The sequence below is a fragment of the Pseudomonas sp. Hz4 genome, assembly GCF_054898165.1.
The window spans coordinates 4,198,936-4,219,621 of the sequence record NZ_CM142719.1 but is presented as its reverse complement, the minus strand read 5'-3'; the positions used below and the strand labels follow the sequence as shown (position 1 = coordinate 4,219,621).

15 protein-coding genes are annotated in these 20,686 nt (G+C 60.1%); 9 read left to right on the top strand and 6 right to left on the bottom strand.

The genetic code is table 11. The features are described from left to right. Positions 1 to 126 precede the first annotated feature (126 nt). Entirely contained in the window at positions 127 to 744 is a 618-nt protein-coding gene (gene thrH, locus ACYZTR_RS19205) for a bifunctional phosphoserine phosphatase/homoserine phosphotransferase ThrH (protein ID WP_461973322.1), read from the top strand. Positions 745 to 896: 152 nt separating this feature from the next. Here thrH and pabB read toward each other — a convergent pair whose 3' ends face one another. From pabB to rloA, 4 genes are all read right to left on the bottom strand, one after another. Next, positions 897 to 2,234, bottom strand: a complete 1,338-nt coding sequence (gene pabB, locus ACYZTR_RS19200) for an aminodeoxychorismate synthase component I (RefSeq protein ID WP_461973321.1) — start codon at positions 2,232 to 2,234, stop codon at positions 897 to 899. A gap of 219 nt (positions 2,235 to 2,453) precedes the next feature. Next, positions 2,454 to 3,440: an alpha-L-glutamate ligase-like protein gene (locus tag ACYZTR_RS19195; protein WP_461973320.1), complete on the bottom strand. Its 987-nt coding sequence runs from the start codon at positions 3,438 to 3,440 to the stop codon at positions 2,454 to 2,456. Further along, the gene (gene rloB, locus ACYZTR_RS19190) at positions 3,440 to 4,975 is read right to left on the bottom strand and encodes an osmotic stress tolerance membrane protein RloB (protein WP_461973319.1); all 1,536 of its coding nucleotides are present in this window, start codon (positions 4,973 to 4,975) and stop codon (positions 3,440 to 3,442) included. Before rloB ends, ACYZTR_RS19195 begins: the two co-directional genes overlap by 1 nt. A 5-nt stretch (positions 4,976 to 4,980) precedes the next feature. Next, positions 4,981 to 5,517, bottom strand: coding sequence for a retropepsin-like aspartic peptidase RloA (gene rloA, locus ACYZTR_RS19185; protein ID WP_461964873.1), 537 nt, complete (start codon positions 5,515 to 5,517; stop codon positions 4,981 to 4,983). Positions 5,518 to 6,145: 628 nt separating this feature from the next. Between rloA and ACYZTR_RS19180 the strand changes: the two genes are divergently transcribed. The 6 genes from ACYZTR_RS19180 to prpD all read left to right on the top strand — a co-directional run bounded on the left by ACYZTR_RS19180 (position 6,146) and on the right by prpD (position 14,684). Beyond that, a complete protein-coding gene (locus tag ACYZTR_RS19180; RefSeq protein ID WP_461979800.1) occupies positions 6,146 to 6,865 on the top strand; it encodes a GntR family transcriptional regulator in 720 nt (239 codons plus the stop codon). Further along, on the top strand, positions 6,862 to 7,752 hold the full coding sequence (gene prpB, locus ACYZTR_RS19175) for a methylisocitrate lyase (protein ID WP_461973317.1): 891 nt from the start codon (positions 6,862 to 6,864) through the stop codon (positions 7,750 to 7,752). The genes ACYZTR_RS19180 and prpB overlap by 4 nt, the downstream gene beginning before the upstream one ends. 54 nt (positions 7,753 to 7,806) lie before the next feature. Further along, on the top strand, positions 7,807 to 8,934 hold the full coding sequence (gene prpC / locus ACYZTR_RS19170; RefSeq protein WP_449644337.1) for a bifunctional 2-methylcitrate synthase/citrate synthase: 1,128 nt from the start codon (positions 7,807 to 7,809) through the stop codon (positions 8,932 to 8,934). A gap of 203 nt (positions 8,935 to 9,137) precedes the next feature. Further along, positions 9,138 to 11,735 (top strand): Fe/S-dependent 2-methylisocitrate dehydratase AcnD, encoded by a 2,598-nt coding sequence (gene acnD, locus ACYZTR_RS19165; RefSeq protein WP_461973315.1) that lies wholly within the window; start codon positions 9,138 to 9,140, stop codon positions 11,733 to 11,735. Positions 11,736 to 11,805: 70 nt separating this feature from the next. After that, positions 11,806 to 13,008: a 2-methylaconitate cis-trans isomerase PrpF gene (gene prpF / locus ACYZTR_RS19160; RefSeq protein ID WP_461973313.1), complete on the top strand. Its 1,203-nt coding sequence runs from the start codon at positions 11,806 to 11,808 to the stop codon at positions 13,006 to 13,008. A gap of 191 nt (positions 13,009 to 13,199) precedes the next feature. After that, positions 13,200 to 14,684: a 2-methylcitrate dehydratase gene (gene prpD / locus ACYZTR_RS19155; protein WP_461973311.1), complete on the top strand. Its 1,485-nt coding sequence runs from the start codon at positions 13,200 to 13,202 to the stop codon at positions 14,682 to 14,684. 2 nt (positions 14,685 to 14,686) lie between these two features. On the opposite strand, the gene ACYZTR_RS19150 is transcribed toward prpD, so the two are convergent. Continuing rightward, positions 14,687 to 15,598, bottom strand: coding sequence for a DMT family transporter (locus ACYZTR_RS19150; protein WP_461979798.1), 912 nt, complete (start codon positions 15,596 to 15,598; stop codon positions 14,687 to 14,689). A gap of 137 nt (positions 15,599 to 15,735) precedes the next feature. Here ACYZTR_RS19150 and ACYZTR_RS19145 point away from each other — a divergent pair, with 137 nt between their 5' ends. Further along, a complete protein-coding gene (locus ACYZTR_RS19145; protein WP_461973309.1) occupies positions 15,736 to 17,145 on the top strand; it encodes an aminotransferase-like domain-containing protein in 1,410 nt (469 codons plus the stop codon). 93 nt (positions 17,146 to 17,238) lie between these two features. Here the strand turns inward: ACYZTR_RS19145 and ppsR are convergent, their stop codons facing one another. Further along, complete coding sequence (gene ppsR / locus ACYZTR_RS19140) at positions 17,239 to 18,057, bottom strand: posphoenolpyruvate synthetase regulatory kinase/phosphorylase PpsR (protein WP_131062994.1); 819 nt, start codon at positions 18,055 to 18,057, stop codon at positions 17,239 to 17,241. A 174-nt stretch (positions 18,058 to 18,231) separates the two neighbouring features. On the opposite strand from ppsR, the gene ppsA reads away from it, so the two are divergent. Further along, the gene (gene ppsA, locus ACYZTR_RS19135) at positions 18,232 to 20,607 is read left to right on the top strand and encodes a phosphoenolpyruvate synthase (RefSeq protein ID WP_461973307.1); all 2,376 of its coding nucleotides are present in this window, start codon (positions 18,232 to 18,234) and stop codon (positions 20,605 to 20,607) included. Positions 20,608 to 20,686 lie beyond the last annotated feature (79 nt).

Here is a 20,686-nt window from a genome sequence, read left to right as displayed (position 1 = left end):
CTGATGGTAACAAAATCCTGCAGCCGCTGGTGCGCACTCTGCGTTGCGCAGGCCTGCCTGAGTCGCTAGAGTTCGGCAGTCTTTTTGTTCGCTCGACTCAATAATCAATACCAATGGGAGTGTCTTGTGGAAATTGCCTGTCTGGATCTTGAAGGTGTACTGGTTCCGGAAATCTGGATCGCCTTCGCCGAAAAAACCGGGATTGAATCCTTGAGGGCTACCACCCGGGACATCCCCGACTACGATGTGCTGATGAAGCAGCGCCTGCGGATTCTCGACGAGCACGGTCTGAAACTCGCTGATATCCAAGAAGTGATTGCCACGCTCCAGCCGCTGGACGGTGCCATCGAGTTCGTCAACTGGCTGCGAGAACGCTTTCAGGTGGTGATTCTGTCGGACACATTCTACGAGTTCTCCCAGCCGCTGATGCGTCAACTGGGCTTCCCGACCTTGCTTTGCCATCGTCTGATTACTGATGATTCAGGGCGGGTGACCCACTATCAATTGCGTCAGAAAGATCCCAAGCGCCAGTCGGTTTTGGCCTTCAAGAGCCTTTACTACCGGGTGATCGCGGCGGGGGATTCCTACAACGACACCACGATGCTGGGTGAGGCGGATGCGGGGATTCTGTTCCATGCGCCGGACAATGTGATTCGCGAGTTTCCACAGTTCCCGGCGGTGCACAGCTTTGCGGATTTGAAGCAGGAATTCATCAAGGCTTCGAATCGGGCGTTGAGCCTGTAAACACTACATTGTGGCGAGGGAGCTTGCTCCCGCTCGGCTGCGAAGCAGTCGTAAACCGGTATATGCGTTCTATCCGACGATATGCGGTGTCTAGTTTTGGGGCGCTTCGCACTCCAGCGGGAGCAAGCTCCCTCGCCACAAATAGTGTGGTGTCAGAGGTCTTGCAAGGTATCGAGCAGCACCTTCACTTTCGTAATCGATTCCTGATACTCGGCCTGCCACTCCGAGTCCGCGACGATTCCGCCACCGCCCCAGCAACACACCTGCCCATCCTTGACCAGCAAACTGCGGATCGCGATGGAGCTGTCCATCTCGCCGCGCACGTCCAGATACAGCAACGAGCCGCAGTACAATCCGCGCCGCGTCGGCTCCAGTTCGTCGATGATCTGCATCGCGCGAATTTTCGGCGCACCGGTAATCGAACCGCCGGGGAAGCTGCCGGCGATCAGGTCCAGCGCATCCCGGTCATCCGCCAGTTCCCCGGTCACGCTGCTCACCAGGTGATGCACGTTCGGGTAGCTTTCCAGGCTGAACAACTCCGGCACCCGCACCGAACCGATACGGCAAGTGCGGCCGAGGTCATTGCGCAGCAGGTCGACGATCATCAGGTTTTCTGCGCGGTCCTTGGGGCTGGCCAGCAGTTCCGCGGCGTTTGCCGCATCTTCGGCAGCGGTCAACCCGCGAGGGCGGGTGCCTTTGATCGGGCGGGTTTCCACATGGCGTTCGCTGACTTTGACGAAACGCTCCGGCGACAGACTCAGCACCGCGCCGCCGTCGGGCAGGCTCTGAAAACCGGAGAACGGCGTCGGGCACGCCGCCCGCAGCGCGCAATACGCAGCCCATGGATCGCCCTGGCACTGCGCGCGGAAACGCTGGGCGAAGTTGACCTGGTAGCAGTCACCGGCCTGGATGTACTGCTGAATGCGCTCCAGCGCGTGGCGATACTCGTCGACGCTCAGGTCGGCCTTCATCGGGGCTTTCAACTTGAAAGGCTCGAGCGCTTCAGCCGAAGGCTCACTGAACAGGGCGATCAGACGCTGACGTGCGCTGTCGACCAGCGAGGGGTGGAAGACCAACTGACTGGTACTCAGTTGGTGATCGCTGATCAGTGCCCAGTCATACAGGCCGAAACGTGCGTCGGGCAATTGCAGGTCGTCGTGCGCCTGAGTCGGCAAATTCTCCAGATGCCGGCCGAAGTCGTAGCTCAGGTAGCCGATCAAGCCACCCGCGAAGGGCAGGTCAACAGGCACCGTCGCTTCACCGAGCCGTGTCAGATTGTCGCGAAGGCGTTGCAGGAAATCGCTGCCACTTTCGTCAGGCAACACCGCCTGTTGTTCCAGCGGCCAGGCACTGAGCAGGTCATAACGCCCACGCTCGGCAGTCGGCCGGCCACTGTCGAGCAGCACAGCACCGGGAGCATGACGAATCGCCGCGAAGTACTCGGCGGGGTTGGCGCGATAGGGGAGCGGGTGTACGGAACAGGTCAACATGGGCGGGGCAGATCAGCCAACGAGGCGGGGGGGCGATTGTAGTCCTCTGCAGGATTTGCTCCTAGAGGGGATGTCGGGAACTGACCGATTAGCAGCGGCTACACGAAACCTGTGGCGAGGGGATTTATCCCCGTTGGACTGCGCAGCAGGCCTGATTCTGGGGCCGCTTCGCTGCCCAGCGGGGTGGTGCGGCATTCCGATAAATCCCCTCGCCACAGGTCAGCCTTCGACGGCCGGAATATGCCCAAACATCTCCTGCACAAACGCCACGCGTTCTTCAACCGTCTCGGTCACCCCGCGAGCCTTCAACGCTTCCAGCCGCGCTTCAACCGCATGGGTGCGCAACGTCAATCCACAATCGTTGGCAATCTGAATGTTCAGCCCAGGCCGGGCATTGAGCTCAAGAATCAGCGGCCCTTGGTCCTGGTCCAGCACCATGTCGACACCGATGTAACCCAGCCCGCACAGCTCATAGCAGCCTGCGGCGAGTTTCATGAAACCGTCCCAGTAGGGCAGTTGCACGCCATCCACCGCGTTGGTGGTGTCCGGGTGTTTGGTGATGATGTTGTTCAGCCACGTGCCGCGCAAGGTCAGACCGGTGGCGAGGTCGACACCGACGCCGATGGCGCCCTGATGCAGGTTGGCCTTGCCGCCGGACTGGCGGGTGGGCAGTCGCAGCATGGCCATCACCGGGTAGCCCATCAGCACAATGATCCGAATGTCTGGCACGCCTTCATAGCTGATGCTCTTGAAGATTTGGTCCGGGGTCACGCGGTACTCGATCAGCGCCCGATCCCGGTGACCGCCCAAGGAGTAGAGGCCAGTGAGGATGCTGGAGATATGGTGCTCGATTTCCTCATGACTGATGATCTTGCCGGACACCGTGCGATAGCGGCCCTCAAAACGGTCGGCAATCACAATGATGCCGTCACCGCCCGCGCCCTGGGCCGGTTTGATCACGAAGTCGTTGCGCCCGCCAATGATGTTGCCGAGGTTGTCGATTTCTTTCTCGGTGGAGATCACGCCATACAGTTCCGGCACATGAATGCCGGCGGCAATGGCGCGCTCCTTGGTGATGATCTTGTCATCGACGATCGGGTACAGGCTGCGCTTGTTGTACTTGAGCACGTAGTCGGCGTTACGCCGATTGATCCCCATGATGCCTCGGGCTTCCAGGGCCTTCCAGGTCTTCCAGAAGCCGAACATCAGGCGTCAGCCTTCTTCAGGAAAGCCTTGAAACGCACCAGTTCGGTCAGGCGGTAGCCGCGATAGCGACCCATCGCCAGCATGAAGCCGACCAGGATCAGCAGGATCGCCGGGAAGGTGAACACGAAGTAAACCAGCTCCGGAACGCTCATGATCAGGTGCGCCAACGACGCGGCGAACAGCGTACCGATCGCCACTTTCATGGCGTGGCCGGAACCGCGTTCTTCCCAGGTAATCGACAGGCGTTCGATGGTCATGGTCAGAATCACCATCGGGAACAATGCCACCGACAATCCGCGCTCCAGACCGAGTTTATGGCTGAGCAGGCTGATCGCCGCGATCAGCACCACCACGAAGGTCAGCACCACCGACAGCCTCGGCAGCATTTGCAGCTTCAAGTGTTCAAGGTAGGACCGCAGCGACAGGCCCAACGCCGTGATGATGGTAAACAGCACGATACCGAAGCCGAGCTGGGTTTCCCGGAACGCCAGGGCGATCAGCACGGGAGTAAAGGTGCCGAGGGTTTGAATACCGATCAGGTTGCGCAGGATCAAAATCACCAGCACGCCGATCGGGATCATCACCATGATCATGAAGGTCTGCTGGGTTTGTAGCGGCAGGCCGTACAGCGAGTATTCGAGGAAGTTGGCATCGGTGTTTTCGTCGGTCAGCTTGGCCAGGCGAATCGCATTCATCTCGCTGTTGTTCAGGCTGAAGGTCACGTTGGCTTTCTTGCCGCCATCGACAGTGATCAGGTTTTCGTCACCGGTCCACCACAGCAGGCGGTCGGTCGGCAGGCCCTGTTCACCGGTTTCCGGGTTGAAATACAGCCAGTCGGTGCCGTTGAAACTGCGCAGCCAGAGTTCCGGCATTTGCGGCTGGTCGGCCACCAGACGAATGGTGTGGACCTTTTCCACCGGCACGTGGGCGATGGACAGCACCAGCTCGACGATTTTCGCCTTGTGGCCCGCGGACGGATCGCCGCCCAGCAGCAGTTTAACGTTGTCGTCGTTGAGGTTATTCACCCGCTTGATGGCTTCGCCGATGAAGGTTTCGACGTCGGCCGAGTGTTGGCGAATCGGCGCGAGCAAGGCTTCGGCGGCGACTTTTTCCGCGCCTTCAACCGCAATGCTGTCGCGGAAGGTCGGGCCTTTGATCTTGGATTTTTCGCCGGTGTAACGCTTGGTCAGCACCAAGCGGTAATAAAGCGTCTGATTGCCCTTGGCTCGGCGCGCCGACCAGGTGACCTTGCGGTTGCCGTCGACGCGGTTCACGGCCACGCCGTAGTTATTGGAAATGAAACTCTCGTTGAGGCTCACGTAATCGCGGCTCAGCGGCGGCACGAACATCTGGATCTTGACCGGGTCCTTGGCGCTGGCGACGAACTCGACTTTGGCGTCGATGTTCCATAAGTCGTCGGTGGCGTCTTCGGTCACGGGGATGCCGAGCACGAAGATTTGATAGGCCGTGACTGAAATACCCAGCACCACCAGGATGGCGATCAGGAATTTCAAATGGAGGGTAAGAGAGCGCATTGGAATTACTCTGCGGTATGAGCGTCGGTGGCGCAGGCGGGTTTGCCAGCAGCGTATTTAAGACTGGGGTCGACCAGCGCATCGAAGCGTTTCAGTGCTTCGGAGCCGATCAGGAGCGGATATTGGAAAGCGCTGCGGTCGGTCAGGTTCACTTCGATACTGCGCAAAGCCGAGCCCATGCAGATATCCAGCTCGATTACCGGACGGGCGGTGTACTTCTTGCCTTCTTCCGGGTCGAAGTCACCGGCCCGGCGCTTGATCTTGCTGACCCGGGCCAGTGGCCGTTCGATTGGATGCGAGTGCGCCGCGTCGATCGCCAGATAGAAGCGCACCCAGGACTCGCCATTGCGTTTGAAGCGTTTGATGTCGCGGGCACTCAGGGATGCGGTTTTCGCCCCGGTGTCGAGTTTGGCGGCGACTTCCAGGTCGATGCCCCCCAGGGAGGCGTACTCGTTAAGGCCGTACACGGTCTTTTCCCCCGCCGCGGCGACACCTGGCAGGCAAAGAAGATAAAGGAAGGTGGGGAAGGGCTTGAGTCTCATAAATCCTGGTGCGCAGCGGTCCGTACTTCTATTCAAGGTCCTGGCATCGCTGCGCAAGCTCCCTCGTATGCCTACCAACTGTTTATGACAAGCAGTGCAGATGTTACAAACAAATGCGGCCGGCATTCTAGCACGGTGGTTTTATGGCGCCAGCGCTGGGCGCTTGGGTTTGGTGTTCACGCGCTGGGGGCTCGGCATGCCCTCGCTCCGGTCCTGCTCCGTGGGCCATGGCCGGGGGCGGCTAACCCGTCATCCATGCCGGGTTGACGGAGAGGCTCAGGGCGTGAGGGGGCGACTACCGCAAAAGCAACGGCGAGGCGGCCTGCCAGCCGACCTGGGCTTCAAGCACGCCGCACACCGCACACCCTGCGCTGATCGCTGATCGTTCCCACGCTCTGCGTGGGAATGCCGCCGGGGACGCTCCGCGTTCCGCTGACGACGCAAGGCTCGAGTCCTGCGCAATGGTGACGCGGAGCGTCACGGGATGCATTCCCACGCAGAGCGTGGGAATGATCAGCAATTCGCCCTGGTTATTAGACGATTGTCGACAATACCTATTTATCCTTTGACTAATAGGTCTGTATTCGCTAGTTTTTGCGGCATTGGCTTTCAAGGTGTCGACAATATGCTGGATCAACTCGATCCCCCGGTCATTGCTCAAGACGATTCCGAGACACTTTCCGAGAACGTCTTCCGACGCATTCAGGCGGCCATCGTCAAGGGCGAGATCGCCCCAGGCAGCAAGATCTCCGAGCCGGAGCTGGCGCGCACCTATGGCATCAGCCGCGGGCCGCTGCGCGAGGCGATCCACCGTCTGGAAGGCCAGCGCCTGCTGGTTCGCGTGCCGCACGTCGGGGCGCGGGTGGTTTCGTTGAGCCATGCCGAACTGCTGGAACTCTACGAAATTCGCGAATCCCTCGAAGGCATGGCCTGCCGTCTGGCGGCCGAGCGCATGACCCTCGAAGAAATCGACGAACTGCGCCGAGTCCTCGAAACCCATGAGCGTGATGCGGCGTTTCAGGCCGGTGTCGGTTACTACCAGCAGGAAGGCGATTTCGACTTCCACTACCGAATTATCCAGGGCAGCGGCAACCGCACCCTGACGCAGATGCTTTGCGGCGAGCTTTATCAACTGGTGCGCATGTACCGCATCCAGTTTTCCACCACGCCCAATCGCCCGCGTCAGGCCTTTGCCGAGCACCACCGAATTCTCGATGCCATTGCCGACCGTGACGGTGAACTGGCCGAATTGTTGATGCGCCGTCATATCGGCGCCTCCAAACGCAATATTGCCCGTCACTACCAGGACGGCGCTAACCCGACAGCCACTCAACGAGGTGAGTCATGAGTTCCAACAAGAGCACTCCAGGTCAGCGTTTTCGCGATGCGGTCGCCAGCGAGCATCCTTTGCAGGTGGTCGGCGCGATCAACGCCAACCACGCACTGCTGGCCAAGCGCGCCGGTTTCAAGGCTATTTATCTGTCCGGTGGCGGGGTGGCTGCTGGCTCCCTCGGCGTGCCAGACCTGGGCATCACCGGCCTGGACGACGTGCTGACCGACGTGCGCCGCATCACTGACGTCTGCGACCTGCCGCTGTTGGTGGATGTGGACACCGGCTTCGGTTCCTCGGCGTTCAACGTCGCGCGCACCGTCAAGTCGATGATCAAGTTCGGCGCGGCGGCGATTCACATCGAAGATCAGGTCGGCGCCAAGCGCTGCGGTCACCGTCCTAATAAAGAGATCGTGTCCCTGCAGGAAATGGTCGATCGCATCAAGGCTGCCGTCGATGCGCGCACCGATGACAGCTTCGTGATCATGGCCCGCACCGACGCCCTCGCGGTGGAAGGTCTGGAATCTGCGCTGGATCGCGCCGCGGCGTGCATCGAGGCTGGCGCCGACATGATCTTCCCGGAAGCCATCACTGAACTGGACATGTACAAGCTGTTCGCCAGCCGCGTGAAAGCGCCGATCCTGGCCAACATCACCGAGTTCGGCGCGACGCCGCTGTACACCACCGAGCAGCTCGCCGCCGCCGATGTGTCCCTGGTGCTATACCCATTGTCCGCGTTCCGCGCGATGAACAAGGCGGCGGAAAACGTCTACACCGCGATCCGCCGCGACGGCACGCAACAGAACGTCATCGACACCATGCAGACGCGCATGGAGCTTTACGATCGCATCGACTACCACATCTTCGAGCAGAAGCTCGATGCGTTGTTTGCCGCGAAGAAGTAAGGCGCTGCTACTGAAAATAGCCTGTCCCTAATAAATTCAAGAAAGGAGAAGACAATGGCCGAAGCAAAAGTACTCAGTGGCGCCGGGCTCCGTGGCCAGGTTGCCGGGCAAACCGCACTGTCCACCGTGGGCCAGTCGGGCGCAGGCCTGACCTATCGCGGCTACGACGTTCGCGACCTGGCGGCTGACGCACAGTTCGAAGAAGTGGCGTACCTGCTGCTTTACGGCGAACTGCCGACCAAAACACAACTCGCGGCTTACGTGAGCAAATTGAGCAAGCTGCGCGACCTGCCGCAAGCGCTCAAAGAAGTGCTGGAACGCATCCCCGCCGACGCCCATCCGATGGACGTGATGCGCACCGGTTGCTCGTTCCTGGGCAACATCGAGCCGGAGAAAGACTTCTCCGAACAACACGACATTACCGACCGCCTGCTGGCCGCGTTCCCGGCGATCATGTGCTACTGGTATCGCTTCAGCCACGACGGCAAACGCATCAGCTGCGTGAGCGACGAGCAATCCATCGGCGGCCACTTCCTGCACCTGCTGCACGACAAGAAGCCGAGCGAGTTGCACGTCAAAGTGATGAACGTTTCGCTGATCCTCTACGCGGAACACGAGTTCAACGCGTCGACGTTCACCGCACGGGTGTGCGCCTCGACTCTGTCGGACATGTATTCCTGCGTCACGGCGGCCATTGGCTCGCTGCGTGGTCCGCTGCACGGCGGCGCCAACGAAGCGGCAATGGAAATGATCGAGCGCTTCAGCTCGCCGGAAGAGGCGATCAAAGGCACCCTCGGCATGCTTGAGCGCAAGGACAAGATCATGGGCTTCGGCCACGCGATCTATAAGGACAACGATCCGCGCAACGAGGTGATCAAGGGCTGGTCGAAAAAACTCGCTGACGAAGTGGGCGACACGGTGTTGTTCCCGGTCTCCGAAGCCATCGACAAGACCATGTGGGAGCAGAAAAAACTGTTTCCGAACGCCGACTTCTACCATGCATCGACGTACCACTTCATGGGCATTCCGACCAAGTTGTTCACACCGATTTTCGTCTGCTCGCGCCTGACCGGCTGGGCGGCGCACGTGTTCGAACAACGTGCCAACAACCGCATCATCCGCCCGAGCGCCGAGTACGTCGGCGTCGAACAGCGCAAGTTCGTGCCAATCGAACAACGCTGATCGGTGGGGGCCGAAGCCGGGATCTGAATTGAATGAAGATCCCTGTGGGAGCGAGCTTGCTCGCGATAGCGTCGGGTCAGTCGACATCAATGTCGGATGTGACTCAGTCATCGCGAGCAAGCTCGCTCCCACAGTGGATCGTGTGAATTTCAGAGCTAGCGCCAGGCCCCACCTTTTGTAACCACCGTGACCGAGTCTTGACGATGAACACTGAATTCCGCAAACCGCTGCCCGGCAGCCATCTGGATTACTTCGACGTCCGCGCGGCTGTCGAGGCCATCCAGCCCGGCGCCTACGACACTCTGCCGTACACCTCCCGCGTGCTGGCGGAAAACCTGGTGCGTCGCTGCGACCCGGCCACGCTCACCGATTCCCTGAAGCAATTCATCGAGCGCAAACGCGACCTCGATTTCCCGTGGTTCCCGGCCCGCGTGGTGTGCCACGACATTCTTGGCCAGACCGCGTTGGTCGATCTCGCCGGCCTGCGTGACGCTATCGCTCTGCAAGGTGGCGATCCGGCGCAAGTGAACCCGGTGGTGCCGACGCAACTGATCGTCGACCACTCCCTGGCCGTCGAGCGCGGTGGTTTTGATCCGGAGGCGTTCGAGAAAAACCGCGCCATCGAAGACCGTCGCAACGAAGACCGTTTCCACTTCATCAACTGGACCAAGAAGGCGTTCAAAAACGTCGACGTGATCCCGCCGGGCAACGGGATCATGCACCAGATCAACCTGGAGAAAATGTCTCCGGTGATCCAGGTGCGCGACGGCGTGGCGTTCCCCGACACCTGCGTCGGTACCGACAGCCACACCCCGCACGTCGATGCACTGGGCGTGATCGCCATCGGTGTCGGTGGTCTGGAAGCTGAAAGCGTGATGCTCGGCCGCGCGTCGTGGATGCGTCTGCCGGAAAGCGTCGGCGTCGAACTGACCGGCAAGCTGCAGCCGGGCATCACCGCCACCGACATGGTGCTGGCGCTGACCGAGTTCCTGCGTCAGCAAAAAGTGGTCGGTGCGTGGCTGGAGTTCTTTGGCGAAGGCGCCTGCGCTTTGACCCTCGGCGACCGCGCGACCATTTCCAACATGGCCCCGGAATACGGCGCCACGGCGGCGATGTTCTACATCGACCAGCAGACCATCGACTACCTGAAACTCACCGGCCGTGAAGACGAGCAGGTGCAGCTTGTAGAGCAATATGCCAAGACCACAGGTCTGTGGGCTGACAGCTTGAAGAATGCGCAATACGAGCGTGGGTTGAGCTTCGACCTGTCCTCGGTGGTGCGCAACATGGCCGGCCCGAGCAACCCGCACGCGCGCGTTGCGACCTCGGACCTCGCCGCCCAAGGCATCTCCGGCCAGTGGACCGAAGTACCCGGCCAGATGCCGGACGGTGCGGTGATCATCGCCGCCATCACCAGTTGCACCAACACCAGCAACCCGCGCAACGTCATCGCCGCCGGCCTGCTGGCGCGCAATGCCAACAAGCTCGGGCTGACCCGCAAACCGTGGGTGAAATCTTCCCTGGCGCCGGGTTCCAAAACCGTGGCGCTGTACCTTGACGAGGCCGGCCTGACCAGCGAGCTGGAGCAACTCGGTTTCGGCATCGTCGCTTTTGCCTGCACCACGTGCAACGGCATGTCCGGCGCGCTGGACCCGGTGATTCAGCAAGAGATCATCGACCGCGACCTGTACGCCACGGCGGTCTTGTCCGGCAACCGCAACTTTGACGGCCGGATTCACCCGTACGCCAAGAACGCGTTCCTCGCTTCGCCGCCGTTGGTGGTGGCTTACGCCATCGCCGGGACCATCCGTTTCGACATCGAAAAAGATGTGCTGGGCCTGGACGCCGAGGGCAAGGAAATCCGCCTGAAAGACATCTGGCCGAGCGACGAAGAAATCGACGCAGTGGTCAAGGCGTCGGTCAAACCGGAGCAGTTCCGTCAGGTCTACATCCCGATGTTCGCCATCCACGAAGACACCGGTCCGAAAGTGACGCCGCTGTACGACTGGCGCGAGATGAGCACTTACATCCGCCGTCCGCCGTACTGGGAAGGCGCGTTGGCTGGCGCTCGTCCGCTCAAGGGCATGCGCCCGCTGGCAGTGCTGCCGGACAACATCACCACCGATCACCTGTCGCCGTCGAACGCGATCATGCTCGACAGCGCCGCCGGCGAATACCTGGCGAAAATGGGCCTGCCGGAAGAGGACTTCAACTCTTACGCGACCCATCGAGGCGACCACTTGACCGCACAGCGTGCCACCTTCGCCAACCCGAAACTGTTCAACGAAATGGTTCAGGAAAACGGCAAGGTCAAACAGGGTTCTTTGGCTCGCGTCGAGCCGGAAGGCCAAGTCATGCGCATGTGGGAAGCCATCGAAACCTACATGGAACGCAAGCAGCCGCTGATCATCATCGCCGGCGCCGACTACGGTCAGGGTTCGTCCCGCGACTGGGCAGCCAAAGGTGTGCGTCTGGCGGGTGTGGAAGCGATTGCGGCCGAAGGCTTCGAGCGCATTCACCGCACCAACCTGGTGGGCATGGGCGTGTTGCCGCTGGAATTCAAACCGGGCACCGACCGCAAGACGTTGGGCATCGATGGCAGCGAAACCTACGACGTGATTGGCGAGCGCACCCCGCGTGCCGAGCTGACGCTGGTGATCAACCGCAAGAACGGCGAGCGCGTCGAAGTGCCGGTGACCTGCCGCCTCGACACCGCCGAAGAAGTGTCGATCTACGAGGCGGGCGGCGTGTTGCAACGCTTCGCCCAGGACTTCCTCGAAGAGTCGGCGGTTGCCGTTTAACGAATGCTGTGCGGGCACGGGATTTCAGTCCCGTGTCTGCATGCTTTTAGGATAAGCAGTAGGAGCACCAATGGCTCACGCACCTCAGATCGCCCCTCAAATTAAAATCGCCGCCACCTACATGCGTGGCGGCACCAGCAAAGGCGTGTTTTTCAGCCTGAAAGACCTGCCCGAAGCGGCACAGATTCCCGGCCCGGCTCGCGATGCTTTATTGCTGCGGGTGATCGGCAGCCCCGACCCGTACGACAAGCAAATCGACGGCATGGGCGGTGCGACCTCCAGCACCAGCAAAACCGTGATCCTGTCGAAAAGCATCAAGGCCGATCACGACGTCGATTACCTGTTCGGTCAGGTCTCCATCGACAAGCCCTTCGTCGACTGGAGCGGCAACTGCGGCAACCTGTCGGCAGCGGTGGGTTCGTTCGCTATCAGCAACGGTCTGGTGGACGCCAGCCGCATTCCGCAGAACGGCGTTGCGGTGGTTCGCGTGTGGCAGGTCAACATTGGCAAGACCATCATCGCCCACGTGCCGATCACCCAGGGTGAGGTACAGGAAACCGGCGACTTCGAACTCGATGGCGTGACCTTTCCGGCCGCGGAAGTGCAGGTCGAATTCATGAGCCCGGCAGCGGAAGAAGAGGGCGGTGGCGGTTCGATGTTTCCCACCGGCAACCTGGTGGATGACCTGGAGGTGCCGGGTGTCGGGACCTTCAAGGCGACCATGATCAATGCCGGTATTCCGACCATCTTCGTCAACGCCGAAGACATCGGCTACACCGGCACTGAGCTGCAAGGCGCGATCAATAGCGATCCGAAAGCGTTGGCGATGTTCGAATCTATTCGGGCTTACGGCGCGTTGCGCATGGGCCTGATCAAGGATCTGGACGAAGCGGCCAAGCGTCAGCACACGCCGAAGGTTGCCTTTGTTGCCATGCCGGCAGACTACATTGCCTCCAGTGGCAAGGCGATTGCGGCGGGTGATGTCGACCTGCTGGTGCGCGCGTTGTCGATGGGTAAGTTGCATCACGCAATGATGGGCACGGCGGCGGTGGCGATCGGTACGGCGGCGGCGATTTCCGGCACGTTGGTGAATCTTGCGGCGGGCGGCATCGAACGCAATGCTGTGCGCTTTGGGCATCCGTCCGGCACGTTGCGCGTGGGTGCTGAAGCCAGCCAGGTGAACGGCGAATGGACCGTGAACAAAGCCATCATGAGCCGCAGTGCGCGGGTGTTGATGGAAGGTTACATCCGTGTGCCGGGCGATTCTTTCTGACCCACACCTATCCCCTGTAGGAGCACGGCTTGCCGGCGAAGGCGTCCTCAAGATCGCCTTCGCCGGCAAGTCGGATCGCCGCACCGCTGGCTCCTACAGGACCGCGCTCCAAAATAAGAATGTTGTAACCGACTGAGATTGATCCCTGAGCCGAGGTCCCATCAACGAACCACTTCAAGAGTGAATCGAACATGAGCGCCAACGTCGACCTGAACAACCGCCCCGACTACGACACGGTCCTGCAGGATATTGCCGATTACGTCCTGACCTTCAAAATTGAATCCCAAGAAGCGTTGGACACTGCCCGCAACTGCCTGATGGACACCCTCGGCTGCGGTCTCCTGGCCCTGCGTTTCCCCGAATGCACCAAACACCTTGGCCCGATCGTCGAAGGCACCGTCGTTCCGTTCGGCGCTCGCGTGCCCGGCACCCCTTACCGTCTCGATCCAGTCAAAGCTGCGTGGGACATCGGTTGCATCGTCCGCTGGCTCGACTACAACGATACTTGGCTTGCGGCCGAGTGGGGCCATCCGTCCGATAACCTCGGCGGCATTCTCGCGGTGGCCGATCACCTGTCGCAAAAACACCTAGCGAATGGCGACGCGCCGCTGACGATTCGCGCAGTGCTCGAAGCGATGATCTTGGCCCATGAGATTCAGGGCGTCATCGCGCTGGAAAACTCCTTCAATCGCGTAGGCCTCGATCATGTGCTGCTGGTGAAAGTTGCCTCCACGGCAGTCACCGCCAAACTCATGGGCGCCAATCGCGAGCAGTTGTTGTCAGCGTTATCCCACGCTTTTGCCGACGGTCAGGCGCTGCGCACTTACCGTCATGCGCCGAATGCCGGATCGCGTAAATCCTGGGCGGCAGGCGATGCGTCCAGTCGCGGCGTGCGGCTGGCGGACATTGCGATGCGTGGTGAGATGGGCATTCCCGGCGTGCTGACTGCCAGGCAATGGGGTTTCTACGACGTGCTGTTCAGCCACACCAACAACGACTTGGCGCTCAAGCCTGAAGACAAACGCGTGTTCAGCTTCTCCCGGCCGTACGGCAGTTACGTAATGGAAAACGTACTGTTCAAGATCAGCTTTCCAGCCGAGTTCCACGCACAAACCGCTTGCGAAGCGGCGGTGACCCTGCACCCGCAAGTCAGAAATCGCCTGCACGAAATCGACAAAATCGTCATCACCACCCACGAATCGGCGATCCGCATCATCTCCAAGGTCGGCCCGCTGGCCAACGCTGCGGACCGTGACCATTGCCTTCAGTACATGACTGCCGTGCCGCTGGCGTTCGGTAATCTGGTGGCCGAGCAGTACGAGGACGACTTCCACGCGGCGCATCCGATCATCGACGTGCTGCGCGAAAAAATGGTCATCGTCGAAGACCCGCGCTACACCCGCGAATACCTGGAGGCCGATAAGCGCTCCATTGCCAACGCGATACAGGTGTTCTTCAAGGATGGCTCCAGTACCGAGAACGTGTTGGTGGAGTACCCCATCGGCCATCGCCGTCGCCGCAGCGACGGCATTCCGTTACTGGAAGACAAGTTCAAGGGCAACCTGGCGACCCGCTTCAACGCTCAGCGCAGCGCTGAGATCTTTGCGTTGTGCAAGGACCAGGCGGCGCTTGAGGCGACACCGGTGAATCGGTTTGTGGATTTGTTTGTGATCTGAGCCTACGGCGCTGGCGTACGTCCGAGGGCGGGCGCCAGCCACTTCTCCACCGGCAGCTTGGTAATGGCAAACCCTGTCAGCAGAACTGCCGAGTAAACCATCAGCTGCGGCGAAAGACTCTGCCCCTCATACCAGGCACCGAGGATCACCGCGAACACCGGAAAAATGATGAACACAAACGACAGAATGATCGGGCTCAGTCGCTTGAGCAGCAGGAAGTAAACGATAAACCCGCCCACCGACGCCACCAGCCCCAGATAGAGCAGGGCGCTCCACGACCGTGCGGTGATGGCGTCGAACACCGGTGCTTCGACAGTCAATCCCGCGCTAAACAGCAACAACCCGGCGATGCCGATCGGCAGGGTGTTGTAGGTGATCACGCTGATCGCGCTGCCGTGTTTCTTGGTCACCACGTAACACAGCGCATGCATCACTGCGGCACAGAGAATCGCCAGCACCCCGAACAATTCGGCGTGGTCCAGATGCAGCCCCTGACTGCGGATAATCATGAACAGGGAGCCGAACCCGATGGCGATGCCGAGCAGTTGTGAGGGGTAGATTTTCTCCCGCAGAAACAGCGCCGAAAACATCAGGATGAACACCGGCATGCAGCTGAACAGCAGCGCCGTCAGGCCAGACGAAACGTGCATCTCGCCGTAGTTGAGCAAGTAGTACGGCAGGCTGAAGTACGACAGCGTGACGAAGACAAAGAACCCGCGGCTTCCCCTCGGAAACAGCAGCGGCTCGCGGCGCAGCAGGGCAAAGCTGAGGAACAACGGAAAGGCGATGAGGAACCGCAGCCCGGCGGCGGTTAGCGGCGGCACACTTTCAACGGCAATCTTGATCCCGAGCCACGTCGTGCCCCAGCTCAAGCAAACGATCAGGAACAACACGCTGGTGACCAGGGCGGCCAGCCAGGGTTTTAAAAGACTTGAAGGCGCGCTGACGGCAATGGACATGATCAAGCTCCTGTTATTGTCGAAATTGACCTTCATCTGCAAAAGGTCTATCCCTCATTGAACCTGTTTTAAGCACGCTATTCGGGACTTGAATGACTGTCAAAACAAGTATTGCCATGGTGTCAATCCTGCGCGACGGCCTCGTCAACGGTCTGGGTGTGAAATACAAACGCCTTGCTGAAGCTGTCGAAAAAGGCATTGCCGAGGGGCTGATCGAGCCCGGCTGCAAATTGCCGCCTCATCGACTGTTGGCCGACAGCCTCCAAGTGACCATCGGCACCATCAGCCGTGCTTACGGGGAACTCGAACGTGTGGGTTTGGTAGTCGCTCGCGTAGGAGATGGCACGTATGTGCGTCAGCGCGGGATGGAACGACCGCGGGACCGTGGCTTTCGTAATGTCAGCGATGAACCGCAGGCGTTTTTCGACATGAGCCGCATTCAACCGATTCCGGGGCAGGAAGCGCTGTTTTTGAGTCAGAGCCTGCAAGCGTTGTCCCTTGATCCTGAGGCGTTGCAACACATCAGCGGCTACACCGCCGATGTCGGTTTGCCACGCTATCGTGCGGCGGGCGCGAAATGGCTCAGGCATCAAGCGTTTGTCCCGAGCGCCGAGCAGATCGTTTGCGTGAACGGCGGCCAGCACGGTCTGTTGTGTGCCTTGATGGGGTTGCTCAAGGCGGGCGATACGTTGGTGACGGAGCACTTGACCTACCCGGGGCTGATCAGCGTCGCACGCCAACTCGGGATAAAACTCATCGGCGTCGGGATGGATGATGAAGGGCTGATGCCCGATGCCCTGGAGGAGGTTTGCCGCAACCATCGTGTCTCAGCGCTGTATTGCACGCCGACGATCCAGAATCCTACGGCTGCAGTGATGTCCGTCGCACGACGCGAGGCGATTGCAGAGCTGTGTCGTCAGCACAATTTGCTGATCTTTGAAGACGAAGCCCATGCCGTGCTGGCGCAACAGCGCCCGTTACCGCTCAGTCATTTCGCCCCGGAGCGCTCGGTGCTGATCGGCAGTTTGAGCAAGGCCGTATCGGCGGGTTTGCGGGTCGGTTACCTGCATGCGCCGCAACCGTTGATCGGACGTTTGAGCGCAGCAGTGCGCGGGACGTGCTGGATGGCCAGCCCGCTGTCGCTGGAGGTGGCGAGTCTGTGGATAGAAAACGGGATTGCCAAGCAGTTGCTGGGCCAGCAGATTGTTGAGATCAGTCGGCGCAAGGCGTTGGTCAGTGGGCTGTTGGAGGGTTTGGTGTACAAAACCCATCCCCATAGTCCGCACTTCTGGATTGAAGTGCCTGAGCCTTGGCGGGCATCGCAGATTGCGGCCGAGCTCAAGGAGAATAATTATCTGATCGCCACCGCCGAGGCGTTTGCGGTCGGGCAGGGGGCGGTGCCGCAGTATGTTCGGGCGAGTGTTTGCAATTCGGCGGGGGATGATCGGTTGTTGCTGAACGGGTTTGAGGCGTTGGTGGGGGCATTAACTGAAACCGTGTAATCGTTCTTCGCGGGCAAGCCTCGCTCCTTGGATGTAGGTGCCCTTGTAGGAGCGAGGCTTGCCCGCGAAGCTGGTCTGGCAGCCGCTAAAGAACTACTTGAACCGCCGCTCCACACCTTTCTCCACCAGGATCTTCGCCGAAATCTCTTCCACCGAAAAATGCGTGGAATTGATGTGCGGAATGTTCTCGCGGCGGAACAGATTTTCCACCTCGCGCACTTCGAATTCGCATTGGGCGTAGCTCGAATAGCGGCTGTTGGGCTTGCGCTCGTTGCGGATCGCGGTGAGGCGGTCCGGGTCGATGGTCAGGCCGAACAGTTTGTGCTGGTGGGCGCGCAGGGTACCTGGCAGTTGCAGGCGCTCCATGTCGTCTTCGGTCAGCGGATAGTTGGCCGCACGGATGCCAAATTGCATGGCCATGTACAGGCACGTCGGCGTCTTACCACAACGCGACACGCCCACTAGGATCAGGTCCGCCTTGTCGTAATAATGCGTGCGCGCACCGTCGTCGTTGTCGAGGGCGAAGTTCACCGCCTCGATGCGCTCCATGTAATTGGAGTTGCTGCCAATCGAGTGGGACTTGCCGACGGTGTAGGAAGAATGCTCGGTCAATTCCTGTTCAAGCGGCGCCAGAAAGGTCGAGAAAATGTCGATCATGAAACCATTGGACGTTGCGAGGATCTCACGAATGTCCTGATTGACAATGGTGTCGAAGATGATCGGCCGAAAGCCGTCGTTTTCGGCGGCTTTGTTGATTTGTTGTACCATGGCCCGCGCTTTATCCACGTTGTCGATGTAGGGCCGCGTGAATTTGCTGAAGGTAATGTTTTCGAACTGCGCCAGGAGGCTTTGGCCGAGGGTCTCGGCTGTGATGCCGGTGCCGTCGGAAATAAAGAAAGCAGATCGTTTCATTTGCACCTTGGGCCTTAAGCTAATGATCATTCTTGGATATGATAGGCGCGATTTGCCGGCCGCCAGTGGCCCGCATTCTCACTTATTTTCCAGGTCCAGGCCATACAGCCGGCAAACGCTCCCTGTAGCAGCCGGCTTCTGAGCTTTTCCAACACAGTTAGTGGAGAGATCACCTTGGTAGAGTACGTAGTTTCCCTCGATAAGCTCGGCGTCCATGATGTAGAGCACGTAGGGGGCAAGAACGCATCCCTCGGCGAGATGATCAGTAACCTTGCAGGTGCCGGTGTATCGGTGCCCGGTGGCTTCGCCACGACAGCTCAGGCTTATCGTGATTTTCTGGAACTGAGCGGCCTGAACGGTCAGATCCATGCCGCCCTCGACGCCCTGGACGTCGATGATGTCAACGCCTTGGCCAAGACCGGCGCCCAGATCCGCCAATGGATCATGGAAGCCGAATTTCCCGAGAAGCTCAACGCCGAGATCCGCACTGCGTTCGCTACGCTGTCGGCCGGCAACCCTGACATGGCCGTGGCCGTGCGCTCTTCCGCTACCGCCGAAGACTTGCCGGATGCTTCCTTCGCCGGTCAGCAGGAAACCTTCCTGAACATCCGTGGTGTCGAAAACGTTATTCGCGCCGCCAAAGAGGTGTTCGCGTCCCTGTTTAACGACCGCGCCATTTCCTATCGCGTGCACCAGGGCTTCGACCACAAGCTGGTGGCCCTGTCGGCCGGCGTGCAGCGCATGGTCCGCTCCGAAACCGGCACCGCCGGCGTGATGTTTACCCTCGATACCGAGTCGGGCTTCCGTGACGTGGTGTTCATCACCGGCGCCTATGGCCTGGGTGAAACCGTCGTACAAGGCGCGGTGAACCCGGATGAGTTCTACGTCCACAAAGGCACGCTGGCAGCCGGTCGTCCGGCCATCCTGCGTCGCAACCTGGGCAGCAAGGCCATTAAGATGATCTACGGCGAAGTGGCCACGGCCGGCAAGTCGGTCAAGACCATCGACGTGGACAAAGCTGATCGCGCACGTTTCTGCCTGAGCGACGCCGAAGTCAGCGAACTGGCCAAGCAAGCGATGATCATCGAGAAGCACTACAAGTGCCCGATGGACATCGAATGGGCCAAAGACGGCGACGACGGCAAGCTCTACATCGTTCAGGCCCGTCCTGAAACCGTGAAGAGCCGTACCTCGGCCAACGTCATGGAACGCTACCTGTTGAAAGAAACCGGCACCGTGCTGGTTGAAGGTCGCGCCATCGGCCAGCGCATCGGCGCCGGCAAGGTGCGGATCATCAAGGACGTGTCCGAGATGGACAAAGTCCAGCCAGGCGACGTTCTGGTCTCCGACATGACCGACCCGGACTGGGAACCGGTCATGAAGCGCGCCAGTGCCATCGTCACCAACCGTGGCGGTCGTACCTGCCACGCGGCGATCATCGCTCGCGAGCTGGGCATCCCGGCCGTGGTCGGTTGCGGCAACGCCACCCAGCTGTTGAAAGACGGCCAGGGCGTGACCGTTTCCTGCGCTGAAGGCGACACCGGTTACATCTTCGAAGGCGAACTGGGCTTCGACATCAAGAAAAACTCCGTGGACGCCATGCCTGATCTGCCGTTCAAGATCATGATGAACGTCGGCAACCCGGACCGCGCCTTCGACTTCGCGCAACTGCCGAACGCTGGTGTGGGCCTCGCCCGTCTGGAGTTCATCATCAACCGCATGATCGGTGTTCACCCTAAGGCGCTGCTAAACTACGCCGGGCTGCCGCAGGAAATCAAAGACAGCGTCGACAAGCGCATTGCCGGCTACGACGATCCGGTCGGTTTCTATGTTGAGAAGCTGGTTGAAGGCATCAGCACCCTGGCCGCTGCGTTCACGCCGAAAAAGGTCATCGTGCGTCTGTCGGACTTCAAGTCCAACGAATACGCGAACCTGATCGGCGGCAAGCTCTACGAGCCGGAAGAAGAAAACCCGATGCTGGGCTTCCGTGGCGCCTCGCGTTACATCAGCGAAGCGTTCCGTGACTGCTTCGAACTCGAATGCCGTGCCCTCAAGCGCGTGCGCAACGAGATGGGTCTGACCAACGTCGAAATCATGGTGCCATTCGTCCGCACCCTGGGCGAAGCCAGTCAGGTCATCGATCTGTTGGCGGAGAACGGTCTGAAGCGCGGCGAAAACGGCCTGCGCATCATCATGATGTGCGAACTGCCGTCCAACGCGATTCTGGCTGAAGAGTTCCTCGAGTTCTTCGACGGTTTCTCCATCGGCTCCAACGACCTGACTCAGCTCACGCTGGGTCTGGACCGTGACTCCGGGATCATCGCTCACTTGTTCGACGAGCGTAATCCGGCGGTCAAGAAGCTGTTGGCCAACGCGATTCAGGCGTGCAACAAGGCTGGCAAGTACATCGGCATTTGCGGTCAGGGCCCTTCGGACCACCCTGATCTGGCCAAATGGCTGATGGAACAGGGCATTGAAAGCGTTTCGTTGAACCCCGATTCCGTACTGGAAACTTGGTTCTTCCTGGCTGAAGGTCAAGCTCCGGCCTGATGTGAATGAAGCCTCGGTCAAGTGGCCGAGGCTTTAAGAATCAAGTAGGGCGGGCTCCTCTGGAAGCCGCCCTTTTTTG